Source organism: Dyella ginsengisoli LA-4 (assembly GCF_000334915.1).
In the GTDB taxonomy this organism is placed as follows: Bacteria; Pseudomonadota; Gammaproteobacteria; order Xanthomonadales; family Rhodanobacteraceae; genus Dyella_A; species Dyella_A ginsengisoli_A.
In genome coordinates, this window is the sequence record NZ_AMSF01000013.1 from 107,552 (window position 1) to 120,985 (window position 13,434).

General features: G+C 69.8%; 13 protein-coding genes. 7 read left to right on the forward strand and 6 right to left on the reverse strand.

Going from position 1 to position 13,434, the window contains the following annotated elements; translation table 11 throughout:
- Positions 1-41 precede the first annotated feature (41 nt).
- The 3 genes from C693_RS0102560 to bioC are packed head-to-tail and all read left to right on the forward strand — an operon-like array spanning position 42 to position 2,442.
- Positions 42-794 carry a sulfurtransferase gene (locus C693_RS0102560; protein ID WP_017460685.1) on the forward strand — a complete coding sequence of 251 codons (753 nt, stop codon included), beginning with the start codon at positions 42-44 and terminating at the stop codon, positions 792-794.
- Positions 791-1,561 carry a pimeloyl-ACP methyl ester esterase BioH gene (gene bioH, locus C693_RS0102565; protein WP_017460686.1) on the forward strand — a complete coding sequence of 257 codons (771 nt, stop codon included), beginning with the start codon at positions 791-793 and terminating at the stop codon, positions 1,559-1,561. Before C693_RS0102560 ends, bioH begins: the two co-directional genes overlap by 4 nt.
- Positions 1,558-2,442, forward strand: a complete 885-nt coding sequence (gene bioC, locus C693_RS0102570) for a malonyl-ACP O-methyltransferase BioC (RefSeq protein ID WP_017460687.1) — start codon at positions 1,558-1,560, stop codon at positions 2,440-2,442. The genes bioH and bioC overlap by 4 nt, the downstream gene beginning before the upstream one ends.
- A 15-nt stretch (positions 2,443-2,457) precedes the next feature.
- Here the strand turns inward: bioC and C693_RS0102575 are convergent, their stop codons facing one another.
- Together C693_RS0102575 and C693_RS0102580 are read right to left on the reverse strand one after the other, a co-directional pair.
- The gene (locus C693_RS0102575) at positions 2,458-2,907 is read right to left on the reverse strand and encodes a DUF3617 domain-containing protein (protein ID WP_017460688.1); all 450 of its coding nucleotides are present in this window, start codon (positions 2,905-2,907) and stop codon (positions 2,458-2,460) included.
- Positions 2,908-3,077: 170 nt separating this feature from the next.
- Complete coding sequence (locus C693_RS0102580; RefSeq protein WP_017460689.1) at positions 3,078-3,959, reverse strand: EamA family transporter; 882 nt, start codon at positions 3,957-3,959, stop codon at positions 3,078-3,080.
- A 233-nt stretch (positions 3,960-4,192) separates the two neighbouring features.
- Between C693_RS0102580 and C693_RS0102585 the strand changes: the two genes are divergently transcribed.
- Positions 4,193-4,960: an SDR family NAD(P)-dependent oxidoreductase gene (locus C693_RS0102585; RefSeq protein WP_017460690.1), complete on the forward strand. Its 768-nt coding sequence runs from the start codon at positions 4,193-4,195 to the stop codon at positions 4,958-4,960.
- The gene (gene treF / locus C693_RS0102590) at positions 4,957-6,561 is read left to right on the forward strand and encodes an alpha,alpha-trehalase TreF (RefSeq protein WP_017460691.1); all 1,605 of its coding nucleotides are present in this window, start codon (positions 4,957-4,959) and stop codon (positions 6,559-6,561) included. The genes C693_RS0102585 and treF overlap by 4 nt, the downstream gene beginning before the upstream one ends.
- Here treF and C693_RS0102595 read toward each other — a convergent pair.
- On the reverse strand, positions 6,558-7,121 hold the full coding sequence (locus C693_RS0102595; RefSeq protein WP_017460692.1) for a DNA-3-methyladenine glycosylase I: 564 nt from the start codon (positions 7,119-7,121) through the stop codon (positions 6,558-6,560). The genes treF and C693_RS0102595 overlap by 4 nt on opposite strands.
- 104 nt (positions 7,122-7,225) lie before the next feature.
- Here C693_RS0102595 and C693_RS0102600 point away from each other — a divergent pair, with 104 nt between their 5' ends.
- Positions 7,226-8,320, forward strand: coding sequence for a sterol desaturase family protein (locus C693_RS0102600; RefSeq protein WP_017460693.1), 1,095 nt, complete (start codon positions 7,226-7,228; stop codon positions 8,318-8,320).
- A gap of 6 nt (positions 8,321-8,326) precedes the next feature.
- On the opposite strand, the gene C693_RS0102605 is transcribed toward C693_RS0102600, so the two are convergent.
- Both C693_RS0102605 and C693_RS0102610 read right to left on the reverse strand, forming a co-directional pair.
- The gene (locus C693_RS0102605; protein ID WP_017460694.1) at positions 8,327-9,280 is read right to left on the reverse strand and encodes a pyridoxal-phosphate dependent enzyme; all 954 of its coding nucleotides are present in this window, start codon (positions 9,278-9,280) and stop codon (positions 8,327-8,329) included.
- Positions 9,277-10,305, reverse strand: a complete 1,029-nt coding sequence (locus C693_RS0102610; protein ID WP_017460695.1) for a hypothetical protein — start codon at positions 10,303-10,305, stop codon at positions 9,277-9,279. The genes C693_RS0102605 and C693_RS0102610 overlap by 4 nt, the downstream gene beginning before the upstream one ends.
- 35 nt (positions 10,306-10,340) lie before the next feature.
- On the opposite strand from C693_RS0102610, the gene pepN reads away from it, so the two are divergent.
- Positions 10,341-12,977 (forward strand): aminopeptidase N, encoded by a 2,637-nt coding sequence (gene pepN, locus C693_RS0102615; protein WP_017460696.1) that lies wholly within the window; start codon positions 10,341-10,343, stop codon positions 12,975-12,977.
- A gap of 90 nt (positions 12,978-13,067) precedes the next feature.
- On the opposite strand, the gene C693_RS0102620 is transcribed toward pepN, so the two are convergent.
- Positions 13,068-13,253: a hypothetical protein gene (locus tag C693_RS0102620; RefSeq protein WP_017460697.1), complete on the reverse strand. Its 186-nt coding sequence runs from the start codon at positions 13,251-13,253 to the stop codon at positions 13,068-13,070.
- Positions 13,254-13,434: the final 181 nt, after the last annotated feature.

Consider the following 13,434-nt stretch of genomic DNA (forward strand, 5'->3'; position numbering starts at 1 on the left):
CTAGTCGACCTATAATGCGCAGTTGCCCGACCCCCATTCCCATGTCGATCGTCAATCTCTCCGCCTACCGTTTCGTGCCGCTGGACGACCTGCCCGCCCTGCGCGAGCGGCTGCGCGAACGCGCCGAGGCGCTGGCACTGAAGGGCACCGTGCTGCTGGCGCCGGAAGGCATCAACCTGTTCCTGGCCGGTCCGCCCGAAGCCACCGGGGCCTTCATGGACTGGCTGCGCGAAGACCCGCGCTTCGCCGGCCTGGAAGCGAAGGCCTCGCCCTCCGACGACGCGCCGTTCGGTCGCCTGCGCGTGCGGCTGAAGAAGGAGATCATCACCCTGCGCCAACCGCAGCTGCGCCCGATTGAGGGGCGCGCGCCGGCGGTGGACGCGACCACGCTGGCGCGCTGGCTGGACCAGGGCCACGACGACGACGGCCGCGAGGTGGTGCTGCTGGACACCCGCAACGCCTACGAGACCGACGTCGGCAAGTTCCCGCAGGCGGTGGACTACCGCATCGCCCGCTTCACCGAATTTCCCGAGGCGCTGGCCGCCGACCGCGCGCGCTACGAAGGCAAGACGGTGGTGTCGTACTGCACCGGCGGCATCCGCTGCGAGAAGGCCGCGCTGTACATGCAGGCGCAGGGCATGGAGCGCGTGTTCCAGCTCGAGGGCGGCATCCTGAAGTACTTCGAGGAAACCGGCGGCGCGCACTGGCAGGGCGACTGCTTCGTGTTCGACGACCGCGGCGCGGTCGACCCCACGCTGGCCCCTGCCCCGCCGACGGACGCCGCCACGCCATGAGCCTGTTCATCGAGACCCGGGGGCGCGGCCCGGTGCCGCTGGTGCTGATCCACGGCTGGGCCATGCACGGCGGCGTGTTCGCGCCGCTGGCCGAGGCGCTTCAGGACACCTGCACGCTGTACGTGGTCGACCTGCCCGGCCACGGCCGCTCGCGCGACTGCGGCCTGCCGCTGGAGCCGTTCGCGATCGCCCGCGCCATCGCCGACGCCGTACCGCCCGCGGTGTGGCTGGGCTGGTCGATGGGCGGACTGGTAGCGCTGGCCGCCGCGCGCGAGCCCACCATCCCCGCACGCGGCCTGGCCATGCTTTGCGCCACGCCCAAGTTCGTGCGCGGCGAGAACTGGCCACAGGGCAGCGACGGCGCACTGGTGCACCAGCTGGCGCTGGATCTGGAGACCGACTACCACGCCACGCTGGAGCGCTTCCTCGCGCTGGAGGCGATGGGCAGCGCCGATCCGCGCGCCGAGCTGCGCCGCCTGCGCGAATCGGTGTTCGCCCACGGCGAGCCGGACCTGCGCGTGCTGCAGGAAGGCATCGCCCTGCTGGAGCACACCGACTGGCGCGGCGAGCTGGCCACGCTGTGCCTGCCCAACATCTGGATCGCCGGCCGCCGCGACCGCCTGGTGCATCCGGATGCGATGCGCTGGTCGGCCACCCGCGCGCAGGGCGACTTCCACGAGATCGCACACGCCGGCCACGCGCCCTTCCTCGGCCACGTCGATGCCGTGGTGGACGCGCTGCGCCCGCTGCTGGAACAAATCCGATGAGCGACACCTTCCATCTCGACCGCGCCCGCGTACGCCGCAACTTCGCCCGCGCCGCGCGCAGCTACGAGCAGCACGACGCGCTCCAGCAGGAAGTGCAGAAGCTGCTGCTCGAGCGTCTCGGCTTCTATCTGGAAACGCCGCAGCGCGTGCTCGACGTGGGCGCCGGTACCGGTCGCGGCAGTGCGCTGCTGAAGGAGCGCTACGGCAAGGCCGAGGTGATCGCGGTGGACCTTGCGGTACCGATGCTGCAGGCCGCGAAGCAGCACAGCCGCTGGCTGAAACCGTTCCAGCGCGTGTGCGCCGACGCCACCGCGCTGCCGTTCCCCGACCACAGCGTCGACGTGCTACACTCCAACCTGTGCTTCCAGTGGATCGACGACCTCGGCGCACTGTTCGGCGAGTGTGCGCGCGTGCTCAAGCCGGGCGGCCTGCTCGCCTTCTCCACCTTCGGCCCGGACACGCTGAAGGAGCTGCGCGCGGCCTGGGCCAGCGCCGATGAGCGGTCGCACGTCAGCCGCTTCCTGGACATGCACGACGTCGGCGACGCGCTGATCAGCGCCGGCCTGCGCGATCCGGTGCTCGACGTGGACCGCTTCACCCTCACCTACAGCTCGCCGGCGATGCTGCTGAAGGAGCTCAAGGGCCTCGGCGCCACCCACGCGGACACCGCGCGCGAACGCCACCTCACCGGCAAGAGCCACTATCGCCGCATGCTCGAGGCGTACGAAGCGATGCGCGTGGACGGCCGCATTCCGGCCACCTGGGAAGTGGTGACCGCGCACGCCTGGGGCCCGCCGCCGGGACAGTCGCGCCGCGGCGCCGGCGGCGGCGAGATCGCCACCTTCTCGGTGGACAGCCTGCGCGGCTCGCGCCGGCGCTGAGTCCGCGCCCTGCCGTCAGTGCGTCGGTGGCGTGTAGCTGCAGTCGCCTACGTGCTGGCCGACGTAGCGGGTATCGAGCGTGGCATCGTGGCCGGCGACCGCGGTCGTCGTGCGCATCTCGCCGTCGAAGCCACTGTCGGCCAGCTGGTGGAACGTACCGTCACTGCTGACCTTCTGCGGCCGGGTGCAGGCCACATGGAAGGTGATGGTGTGGCCGCGCTGGCGGTAATCGCTGACCTTGCAATCCGAGCCGTTGCGGGTACTGACCAGCTGGCGCGGATCGAACCCTGCCGGCGCCGTGCAGACCTCGCGACTCATCACGCGCGGTGGCATCGCCATGCCCTGCATGTGCAGGGTGGTGGTCGTGGTCAGCTTCATCAGGCGGCCCTGGCTGGCCGCCAGTACGCACGACGGAACGGACAGCACCAGCACCGCGCATGCGCAAAGGACGCGACGTGAAAACATGGAACTCCCCACCCGGATGGCTTCCTGACGATCGGACACTAACACGTCGCCAGAACCGTCCGCGGCGCTGAAGCGGCCTGCCGCTGGCGTCAGCCGCCGCGCACGTCGCCGGCATTCGGGATGCCGGATGCACGTCGGTGGAGCGACGCATGGCCCGGATCGACGCTTCGTCAGTTCGGCAGCGGTTCGGTCACCGGCTTGCGCGCGGTGTATGCGGTGCCCGCCGAAGCGACCACGATCGCCGCGACCGCCAACCACTGCAAGGGTCCGAGCCGCTCGCCCAGGAAGGCGCTGCCGGCCAGGGAGGCGATCACCGGCTCGAGGCTCAGCAGCACGCTGAAATGGCGGGCCGGCAGCCGGGTCAGCGCGATCATCTCCAGCGAATACGGCAGCACCGAGCTGAGTACCGCCACACCCAGCCCGAGCGGCAGCAGCGAAGGCGTCAGCAGCGCCGGACCGGCATGGGCCACGCCGGCCGGTACGGCGAGCAGGGCGCCGATCGCGATGCCCCAGGTGACCGCATCGTTGCCGTAGGCCGCGCCGGCCTTCTGGCCGAACAGGATGTACAGCGCCCAGCCCAGGCCGGCGGCCAATGCATAGGCGACGCCGACCGGATCGAGCGCGTGATCCTGCCGGTGCAGCGGCAACAGCAGGGCCAGGCCGAACACCACCAGCAGCACCCACGCGACATCCAGTGCACGGCGCGACCCGAACAGCGCGATCGCCAGCGGGCCGGTGAACTCCAGAGCCACCGCGATGCCCAGCGGGATCGTGCGCAGGGCCAGATAGAACACCAGGTTCATCGCGCCCATCGACAGGCCGTAGCCCCACAGCACGCGCCAACCCGCACCGCGGCGCCAGCGACGCCATGGTCGGCGCCACAGCAGCAGCACCGTGGCGGCCAGGCCGAGCCGGAACGCGGTGGCGCCCTGCGCGCCGACCGCGGGAAACAGGCGCTCGGCGATGGCCGCACCGCACTGGTACGAGCTCATCGCGACCAGCAACGCGGCGATCGCCACCCACAACGGTGTCTGGCGGTGGGACTCGGACATGCGGGGCATCGCGCGGGGACAGGAGCCGCATGGTGTCAGGTTGCGTGCACCCCGCCCATGCCCCGGCATGCAGGCTGCTGACGGCGGATGGCAGCAGTCGCCTCCGGGGCATCGGCGTCGCGGCCCCGCAAGATATTTCGCGCCGTCGCGCGGCCCTGCTGACGCTTCGCTGCCGTGGCCTTCACGGGCGTCCTGCCATCGTCGGGAACCGGTCATCCGGACGAGGAGCGAACATGCGATTGCAGGGCAAGGTGGCGCTGGTCACCGGCAGCGGCCAGGGTATCGGCCGTGCCATCGCGGTGCGGCTGGCCGAGGAAGGCGCACGCGTGGTGGTCGAGGATCGCAGCGACGACGCGGCCGCGGAGGAGACGCTCGCCCGGGTTCGCCAGGCCGGCAGCGACGGCTGCGTGATCGGCGGCGACATCGGCGACGCGGCGGTGGACGCCCGCGTGATCGCGCAGGCCGTGACCGCGATGGGCCGGGTCGACGTGCTGGTGAACAACGCAGGCATCGAGAAGCGGGCCGATTTCCTCGACGTGACGGAAGCGGACTTCGACGCCGTGCTCGGGGTGAACCTCCGGGGCACGTTCTTCGCGACCCAGGCGTTCGCCCGGCACGTGCAAGAGCGCGGCGGCGACGGCGCGGTGGTGAACATCAGCTCGGTGCACGAGGAGCTGCCGTTTCCCCATTTCGCCAGCTACGCGGCAAGCAAGGGTGCGGTGAAGATGCTGATGCGCAATCTGTCGATCGAACTGGCGCCACTCGGCATCCGCGTCAACAACATCGCTCCCGGCGCGGTGAAGACACCGATCAACGCGGCGCTGCTATCGAACGGCAAGGAGCTCGACGCGCTTCTCGGGAATATCCCGCTGCGCCGCCTCGGCCGCCCGGAAGACGTGGCCAACGCCGCGCTGTTCCTGGCCAGCGACGAGGCCGCCTACGTCACCGGTACCACGCTGTTCGTCGATGGCGGCCTGCTGTGGAGCTACAACGAACAATGAGTCCCGACGGAAGCCTTCCGCGCGACACCCTCGATCGTGTCGCCCATGTCCCGGTGGCCGACCCGTTGACCCCGGCCGACCGCTACCGTGAGCTGTTCGTCGCCGTGCAGCGCGGGCGGGTGTTCGAGGACAGCAAGAGCTTCGTCGACTGCGTGCCGCGCGCCTCGCCCGCGCGCATCCTGGAAAGCTACCGCAGGGACCGCGACCAGCCGGGTTTCGACCTAGCGGCCTTCGTGCATGAGCACTTCCGCGAGGAGAAGGCACCGGGTCACCACTATGCATCCGACCCCGGCCAGTCGCTGAAGCAACACATCGACGGCCTCTGGCAGGTGCTCACCCGGGAGCCGCGCGAGCATCCGGCCAACGGATCGCTGCTGCCGCTGCCGCAGGCCTACGTGGTCCCGGGCGGGCGCTTCCGCGAGCTGTACTACTGGGATTCGTACTTCACCATGCTTGGCCTGGCCGAAAGCGGCCGGCATGACCTGCTGCGCACGATGGCGGACAACTTCGCCTGGCTGATCGAGCACTACGGCCACGTGCCCAACGGCAACCGCAGCTACTACCTCAGCCGCTCGCAACCCCCGGTATTCGCGCTGATGGTCGGCCTGTTCGAGGAACACCGGCTGTGCCAGGCCCTGCGCTACCTGCCGCACCTGCGGCGCGAGCATGACTGGTGGATGGACGGTGCCGACGCGCTGCGGCCCGGCGAGGCCCACCGGCACTGCGTGCGACTGGAGGACGGCAGCCTGCTCAACCGCTACTGGGACGATCGCGATACGCCGCGCGAGGAATCGTTCCGCGAGGACGAGGCCACCGCTGCGCAGAGCGGTCGCCCGGCCGACGAGGTCTATCGCGATCTGCGTGCGGCCGCGGCCTCCGGCTGGGATTTCAGCGCGCGCTGGTGCGACCGCACCGATACGCTGTCCAGCATCCGCACCACGGCGATGCTGCCGGTGGATCTCAACAGCCTGCTCTACAAGCTGGAGAGCGAGATCGCCCGACTGGCGGCGCTCGGCGGTCAAACCGACATCGCGACCGACTTCGCGGCGCGCGCCCGCGAGCGGCAGGCGGCGATGGACCGCTGGCTGTGGGACGCGCAGCGGCAGCACTACGTCGACTACGACTGGCGCCACGGCCAGGCCAGTCCGCGGCTGACCGCCGCCACCACCACGCCGCTGTTCGTCGGTGCCGCCGCGCCGGCGCAGGCCGCCGCGGTCGCCGCGACGGTGCGCGACCGCCTGCTGGTGCAGGGCGGCGTGGCCACCAGCGAAGATGAGAGCGGCCAGCAGTGGGACCGCCCCAACGGCTGGGCACCGCTGCAATGGCTGGCGATCCGCGGCTTCGCGCAGAACGGCGAAGCCGGGCTCGCCCGCGAAATTGCCTCGCGCTGGCTGCACACGGTCGGCAGCCTGTACCAGCGCGAGTGCAAGCTGGTGGAAAAGTACGTGCTGGTGCACGAGGCCGACGGCGCCCACGGCGGTGGCGGCGGCGAATACCCGCTGCAGGACGGGTTCGGCTGGACCAACGGCGTGAGCCGGCGACTGCTGCACGAGGATCACGCCCACCCGGCGCACCGGGCGCGCGCCGGGACACGTGACTAGCGCGCGTCCACGTCGTGCCGGAAACAGTCGACGAGGTGGTCGTCGACCATGCCGGTGGCCTGCATGAAGGCGTAGCAGATGGTGCTGCCGACGAAGCGGAAGCCGCGCTTCTTCAGCGTCTTGCTCATGCGGTCGGACAGCGGCGTGGTGGCCGGGACTTCCGCCGGGCTGCGCCAGGCGTTGCGGATCGGCCGGCCGTCGACGAACGACCAGAAGTAGGCATCCAGGCTGCCGTGCTCGTCGATCACTGCCAGCGCCGCCCTGGCGTTGTCGCGTACCGAGGACACCTTCAGGCGATTGCGGATGATGCCCGGGTCGGCCAGCAGCTTGTCCAGCTGGCGGTCGGTCAACGCGGCGGCGCGGGCGATCTCGAAATCGTGGAAGACCTCGCGGTAGCGCTCGCGCTTGGCCAGCACCGTGCGCCACGACAGACCGGCCTGCGCGCCCTCCAGGCAGAGGAACTCGAACAGCGCGCGATCGTCGTGCAGCGGCGTGCCCCACTCGTGGTCGTGGTAGGCGCACATCAGCGGATCGGTACCGGCCCACGGACAACGTTGCATGGCTTGCTCCGCAAGGAATCGGCGAGCACTGTAGCGCCTCGCCCGAAACCCATGGGAAAGACTTTCGTGGCAGGCTACGCAGTCTCCTGCCGGAGCCACGTTCGATGTTCTCGCCCGCCCACGCCTGGTCCGCCCTGGTCGATGCCTTCTCGCAGCACGGCGTGCTGCCGTTGCTGCAGTCGCTGCACATCGACAAGCTGGCCGGCGACCCGCGCGAGATCGCCGAATCGCTGATGATCGCGGTGGTGCAGGTGGCGATCATCGCCTGTCTGTTCCGCCCGCTGGAAACCTTCTGGCCGGCCGAACGCTGGAGCGACCGCAAGCTGACCCGGGTCGACTTCCAGTACACGCTGTGGATGCTGATCGGGATCTTCCCGCTGTTCTCCTACCTGGTGCTGACGCCGATCGCGAACTATTTCGGCGGCGTCTCGAGCGGGCCGGACACCTCCAGCCGCGACTCGATCCTCGGCATCACCCACTGGTTCCCGGTGCTGGACCACCATCCGCTGGCGCTGTTCGTCGTCTACTACGTGATCTACGACCTGGTGTACTACACCATGCACCGCGTGCAGCACGCGCTGCCGTGGTGGTGGGCACTGCATTCGATGCATCACAGCACGCGGCAGATGAGCTGCTGGACCAACGACCGCGGCAGCCTGGTGGACGGCTTCATCCAGTCGATGATCCTCGCCGTGGTCGGCCTGGCGATCGGCGTGGCGCCGACCGACTTCGCCTGGCTGATGCTGCTGGGCGAACTGGTGCAGAACTTCTCGCACACCAATACGCGGCTGAACTTCGGCCCGCTGTTCGGGCGGATCTTCGTCGACCCCACCTTCCACCGCCTGCATCACATGCGGGTGGACCCGACCCGTCCGAACCTGCACAACTGCAACTACGGCCAGGTGTTCTCGATCTGGGACGTGCTGTTCGGCACCGCGCTGTACGGCGAGCCGATCCGCCCCACCGGCGTCGGCGACCCGGTGGTGGACGAGGACAACGACCACGGCCTGGTCGGCCTGCACTGGGCGGCCTTCAAGCGTTTCTGGGGCGCGGTGCGCACGCTGGACGGCTGGAAGCCGGGCGAGGTCTCGTTCGGCCCCGGTTATCGGCCGGTGCGGGTGGACCATGCCGCGCACGCCGACGCACCCGCCGAGAGCGACACCGGGCCGGTCGCTCCGGAAGCCGTCACCGCAGACTGAGGCGACTCACCAGGGCAGCGCGTCCAGGTCGACGTTGCCGCCGGTGAGCACCAGGCCGACGTGCCGGCCAGCGAAGCGCTCGCCTGACTTCAGCACCGCGGCCAGCACGGTGGCGCTGGAAACTTCCACCACGATTCGCAACTCCCGCCACAGCAGGCGCATGGCGGCGATGGTCTCTTCGTCGCTGACGGTGATCACGTCGATCGCGTGCTCGCGCAGGGCGGCGAGGTTCGGCTGGCCGATCAGGGCCCGCAGGCCGTCGCACAGGGTGTCCGGCACCACACTCTGGACCCGCTCGCCGACGGCCAGCGACCGCGCCGCGTCATCGGCACCTGCCGGCTCGGCGCCAAACAGCGGCAAACCAGGACGCAGGCCGTGCGCTGCGATCGCCACGCCCGACGCCAGGCCGCCACCGCCGACCGGCGTGATCAGCGCATCGAGCGCCGGCACCTGCGCCAGCAGTTCCAGCGCGATCGTGCCCTGCCCCGCCATCACGCGATCATCGGCATACGGATGGACCAGCTGCGCGCCAGTGGCCTGCTGCACCTCGGCAGCGCTTGCCTCGCGCGCGGACTGGTTCGGCGCGCAGCGATGCAGCACCGCGCCGGCCCGTTCGATCAGGGCGAGCTTGGCCTGCACCGCACCCTCCGGCACCACCACGTGCGCCGGGATGCCGCGGGTCGCAGCGGCCAGCGCCAGCGCCGTGCCATGGTTGCCGGAGGAATGGGTGACCACGCCGGCGCGCGCCTCGTCGCCGACCAGCGACCACACCGCGTTGCAGGCACCGCGGAACTTGAAGGCGCCGCCGCGCTGGAAGTTCTCGCACTTGAAGTGCAGCTCGGCACCGGCCAGCGCGTCCAGCGCGGCGCTGCGAAGCACCGGCGTCACCGTCGCGTGCGGCGCGATCCGTGCGGCAGCGGCGCGGATCTGGTCGAAGTCCGGCAGATGGTCGTGGCTCATGCGGTCTCGAACTCCACGCCGCAGCGGAAACTGCGCTGTGCACCAGGCTCGAGGCGGATCGCGTCGGCACAATCGGGGCGGTTGAAGGCGTCGGCCCAGCTTTCCATCGGCTCCACCGCCAGCGAGCGGCGCACGTCGCGGCTGACCGTGTCGGCACTGAACGCAAGCGTCACGCCGCGCTCCTGCCACAGCGCAAGGCCCAGCCCGCTGGCTGGATCGCGCAGTCGGCTGCGGATCAGCCCGTCGGTATCGGCCGCCAGGTCGACGTAGGCGTTGTCGAGCTTGAGCGGTCCGACCGGACGCATCGCGCGGAGGTCCAGCCCCGGCGTCTCGTCCAGTGGCTTTCTGGCCGCCGCGCCGGGAAGCGGAATGTACCGGGCATCGGTGGCCACCGTGGTGGCCGCGGGAATCTGCAGCTCCCAGGTGTCCAGCGGCGTGTCGCCAAGGCGGAAATACGGGTGCCAGCCGAAGAAGCACGGCGCCGGCCGATCGCCCTCGTTGTGCATGGACGCCTGCAGCGTCAGTCCGCGCTCGTCGAGCCGATAGTGGATCGCCAGCCCGATCGCGAACGGATAACCCGGATGCGCGTCGGCGGCGATCCTCGTCGTGAAGCGTGCCTCGGCCATGTGCTCGTCGGCATGCAGCCGCGCCAGCTCGAAGTCGGTACCGCGCACGAAACCATGGCGGGCGGCGCGCTCGCCCTCGGGCACCCCCGGCTGCAGGTCATGCTCGACCCCGTCGAAACGGTAGCGTGCGTCGGCAATGCGATTGGCGAACGGCGCCATGATCGCGAAGCGCGAGCTGGGGCGGGCGGCCAGTTCGGCTTCGTCGCGGTAGCCATCTGCCACATCGACGACACGGCCGGCATGCGTGACCTGCATCGACAACACGGTGGCGCCATGGTGGGCGATCCGCACGGAGCGGCCGCGGGACGTGTCGCTCAACACCACGAGCGGGTATGCCCCGAGGGCGTCGGAACGGGCTTCGAAGCGCATTGCCTTGAACCGGTGGAAGGGGTCCGCCATGTTAGCCTGACCGGCCCCCAGACAGCCTTGCCGCCATGCCCGCACGTCCCGAAACCTCCGCCGCGCCGATCCGCCTGGCCGACTACACCCCACCCGCCTGGCGGGTGAGCGACGTCGCCCTGGAGTTCGACCTCGGCATCGACAGCAGCGAAGTCACCGCCCACCTCACCCTGCACGGCGCGGCCGATGCGCCGCTGCGGCTGGATGGCGAGGGACTGGAGCTGCTGTCGATCGCGGTGGACGGCGCGCCGCTGGATCCGGGCCGGTGGCGTCACACCGACAACGTGCTCGAGGTGAGCGGCATGCGCGACGGCAGCGTGCTGACCACGCGTGTGCGTGTGCAGCCGGCCGCCAACACCGCGCTCGAGGGACTGTACCTGTCCGGCAGCCGCGAGACCGGCTTCCTGCTGACCCAATGCGAGGCCGAGGGCTTCCGCCACATCACCTTCTTCCCCGACCGTCCCGACGTGCTGGCCCGTTACACGGTGACCCTGCGCGCGGACCGGGCACGCTTCCCGGTACTGCTGGCCGGCGGCAACCCGGATGGCACCGGCGAACTGCCGGATGGCCGCCACTGGGCGCGCTTCGTCGACCCGCACCCGAAGCCCTGCTACCTGTTCGCCCTGGTCGCCGGACGGCTGGAGAAGATCGAACGCGACTACGTCACCGCCGAAGGTCGCGCGGTGAAGCTGGTGATCTGGTCCGAGGCCAACGCGATCGACAGCTGCCACTACGCGATGGATGCGCTGGAGCGCTCGATGCGCTGGGACGAACAGGCCTACGGCCGCAGCTACGACCTGGACGTGTTCCACGTCGTCGCCACCCATGACTTCAACATGGGCGCGATGGAGAACAAGGGCCTGAACATCTTCAATGCGAAGTACCTGCTGGCCGACCCGGATACCACCACTGACGACGAATACAAGGCGGTGGAGGCGGTGGTCGCGCACGAGTATTTCCACAACTGGAGCGGCAACCGCGTCACCTGCCGCGACTGGTTCCAGTTGTCGCTGAAGGAAGGTCTCACGGTGTTCCGCGAGCAGCAGTTCTCGGCGGACATGAACTCGCCGTCGCTCAAGCGCATCGAGGACGTCGCCCTGCTGCGCCGCGCGCAGTTCCCCGAGGACGCCGGCCCGCTGGCGCATCCGGTGCGTCCGTCCGAGTATCGCGAGATCAACAACTTCTACACCGCGACGGTCTACGAGAAGGGGGCCGAGCTGGTGCGCATGCTCGCCGGCCGGCTGGGTACCGAGGGCTTCCGTCGCGGCATGGATCGCTATTTCGCGGACAACGACGGCCGCGCGGCGACGCTGGAGGATTTCCTCGGCGCGCTGGGCGCGGCAAACGGCATCGACCTGATGCCCTACCTCGCCTGGTACGGCCAGTCCGGTACGCCGCGGCTGCGCGCGCGTGGCCGCTACGACGAGGGCACGCAGCGCTACACGCTCACCTTGTCGCAGTACACGCCACCGTCCGCATCGCAGCCGGACAAGCACGCCGTGCCGATCCCGGTGAAGCTCGCCCTGTTCGATCGCGACGGCAACATGCTGCCGCTGCACCTGGACGGTCATGCGCACGACACCGAAACCGTTGTGGTGCTCGACGCATCCGAGCGGAGCTTCACCTTCGAGCAGGTACCGCACGCACCGGTGCCGTCGCTGCTGCGCGGATTCTCCGCGCCGGTACTGCTCGAATGCGACTACGCACCCGCCGAGCTGGCGCTGCTGCTCACCCACGACCCGGACGGATTCAACCGCTGGGAGGCCGGTCAGCAGCTGGCGGCGCGCGCATTCGATGATTGCCGCACGGGCGGCGCGGAGGCGCTGGATGCCTGGAGCGGCGCCCTGAAGCGGCTGTTCGTCGAGCCCGGCCTCGACGCCGCACTGCTCGCCGACCTGCTGACCCCGCCGGGCGAGATCGAGCTGGCCGAACGGCAGGAGGCGGTGGATCCGGCACAGATCCATGAGCTTCGCCAGGCCATGCAAAGCCGGCTCGGCCGGGTGATCGGGGCCGAGGCGCTGGAACGGCGCTATCGCGAACTGTATGCCCCCGGCCCGCTGGCGCTGGATGCCGCGGGCAAGGCCCGCCGCCGGCTCCAGCGACGCGTGCTGGAGCTGCTGGCCCTGGTCGCCGTCGACACCGCCCACGCCCTGGCCGACGCGCAGTACCGCTCGGCCAAGGGCATGACCGATCGGCTGGCCGCGCTGGGAGTACTCGTCCGTGGCGGTGCCGCGGAAGCGACCGACGCCCTGGCCGACTTCCGCCGGCGCCACGCGGACAATCCGCTGGCGATGGACAAGTGGTTTGCCGTACAGGCGCAGATCCCCGGAGAACCCGCACTCGGCCGCGTGCAGGCACTGGAACAGGATCCGGCCTTCACGCTGAAGAATCCCAACCGTGCCCGCGCGCTGCTTGGCACGTTCGCCAGCGGCAACCCGAGCGGCTTTCACCGCGCCGATGGCGCCGGCTACCGACTGCTGGCCGAGCGGCTGGCGACGCTGGACTCACTCAATCCGCAGATCGCCGCCCGCCTGGCAACCGCATTCAACGGCTGGCAACGACTCGAACCGGTCCGGCGCGACATGGCCCGGCAAGCCCTGTCCGACCTGGCCGGCCGGCCGGGGCTCTCGCGCAATCTTTCGGAGATCGTGGCCAGCGTGCTGTCGCGCTGAAACCAGTGGACGTGGCGCTTGGGCCCGTCCTGGGCCATCGGCGGAGCGGAGTCGCAACTCGACGCCGGGCCGATGGCCGGGAGCGGTACCTCAGGCGCTGAGCTGCTGCAGCTGCTCGAGCAGACGATGGCGACGCGATTCCAGGCGCGGACGCAGGACAACGCGCTCCTGCTCGGTACGACGGGCCAGCTGCTCCATCGCCAGTTCGACGCGACCGATCTCCATCCACAGATCATGCTGCTGATAGACGGGTTCGAAGTTGAGGCTCAGTTCCATGACACTCCCCCTTGAGATGTTGGTTGGCTTGTCGGGGTAAATGCATCGCGCGTGCCAACCACGTGACGTCGATCACACTTTTTTTGGTACCCGATCACGCGACTGACGCGCTACGTCACGAGCTGCCGTGACTCGGCAAAAAAAGCCGTTCCAGTCACATCGGGTTCACGCGTTCGAGGCC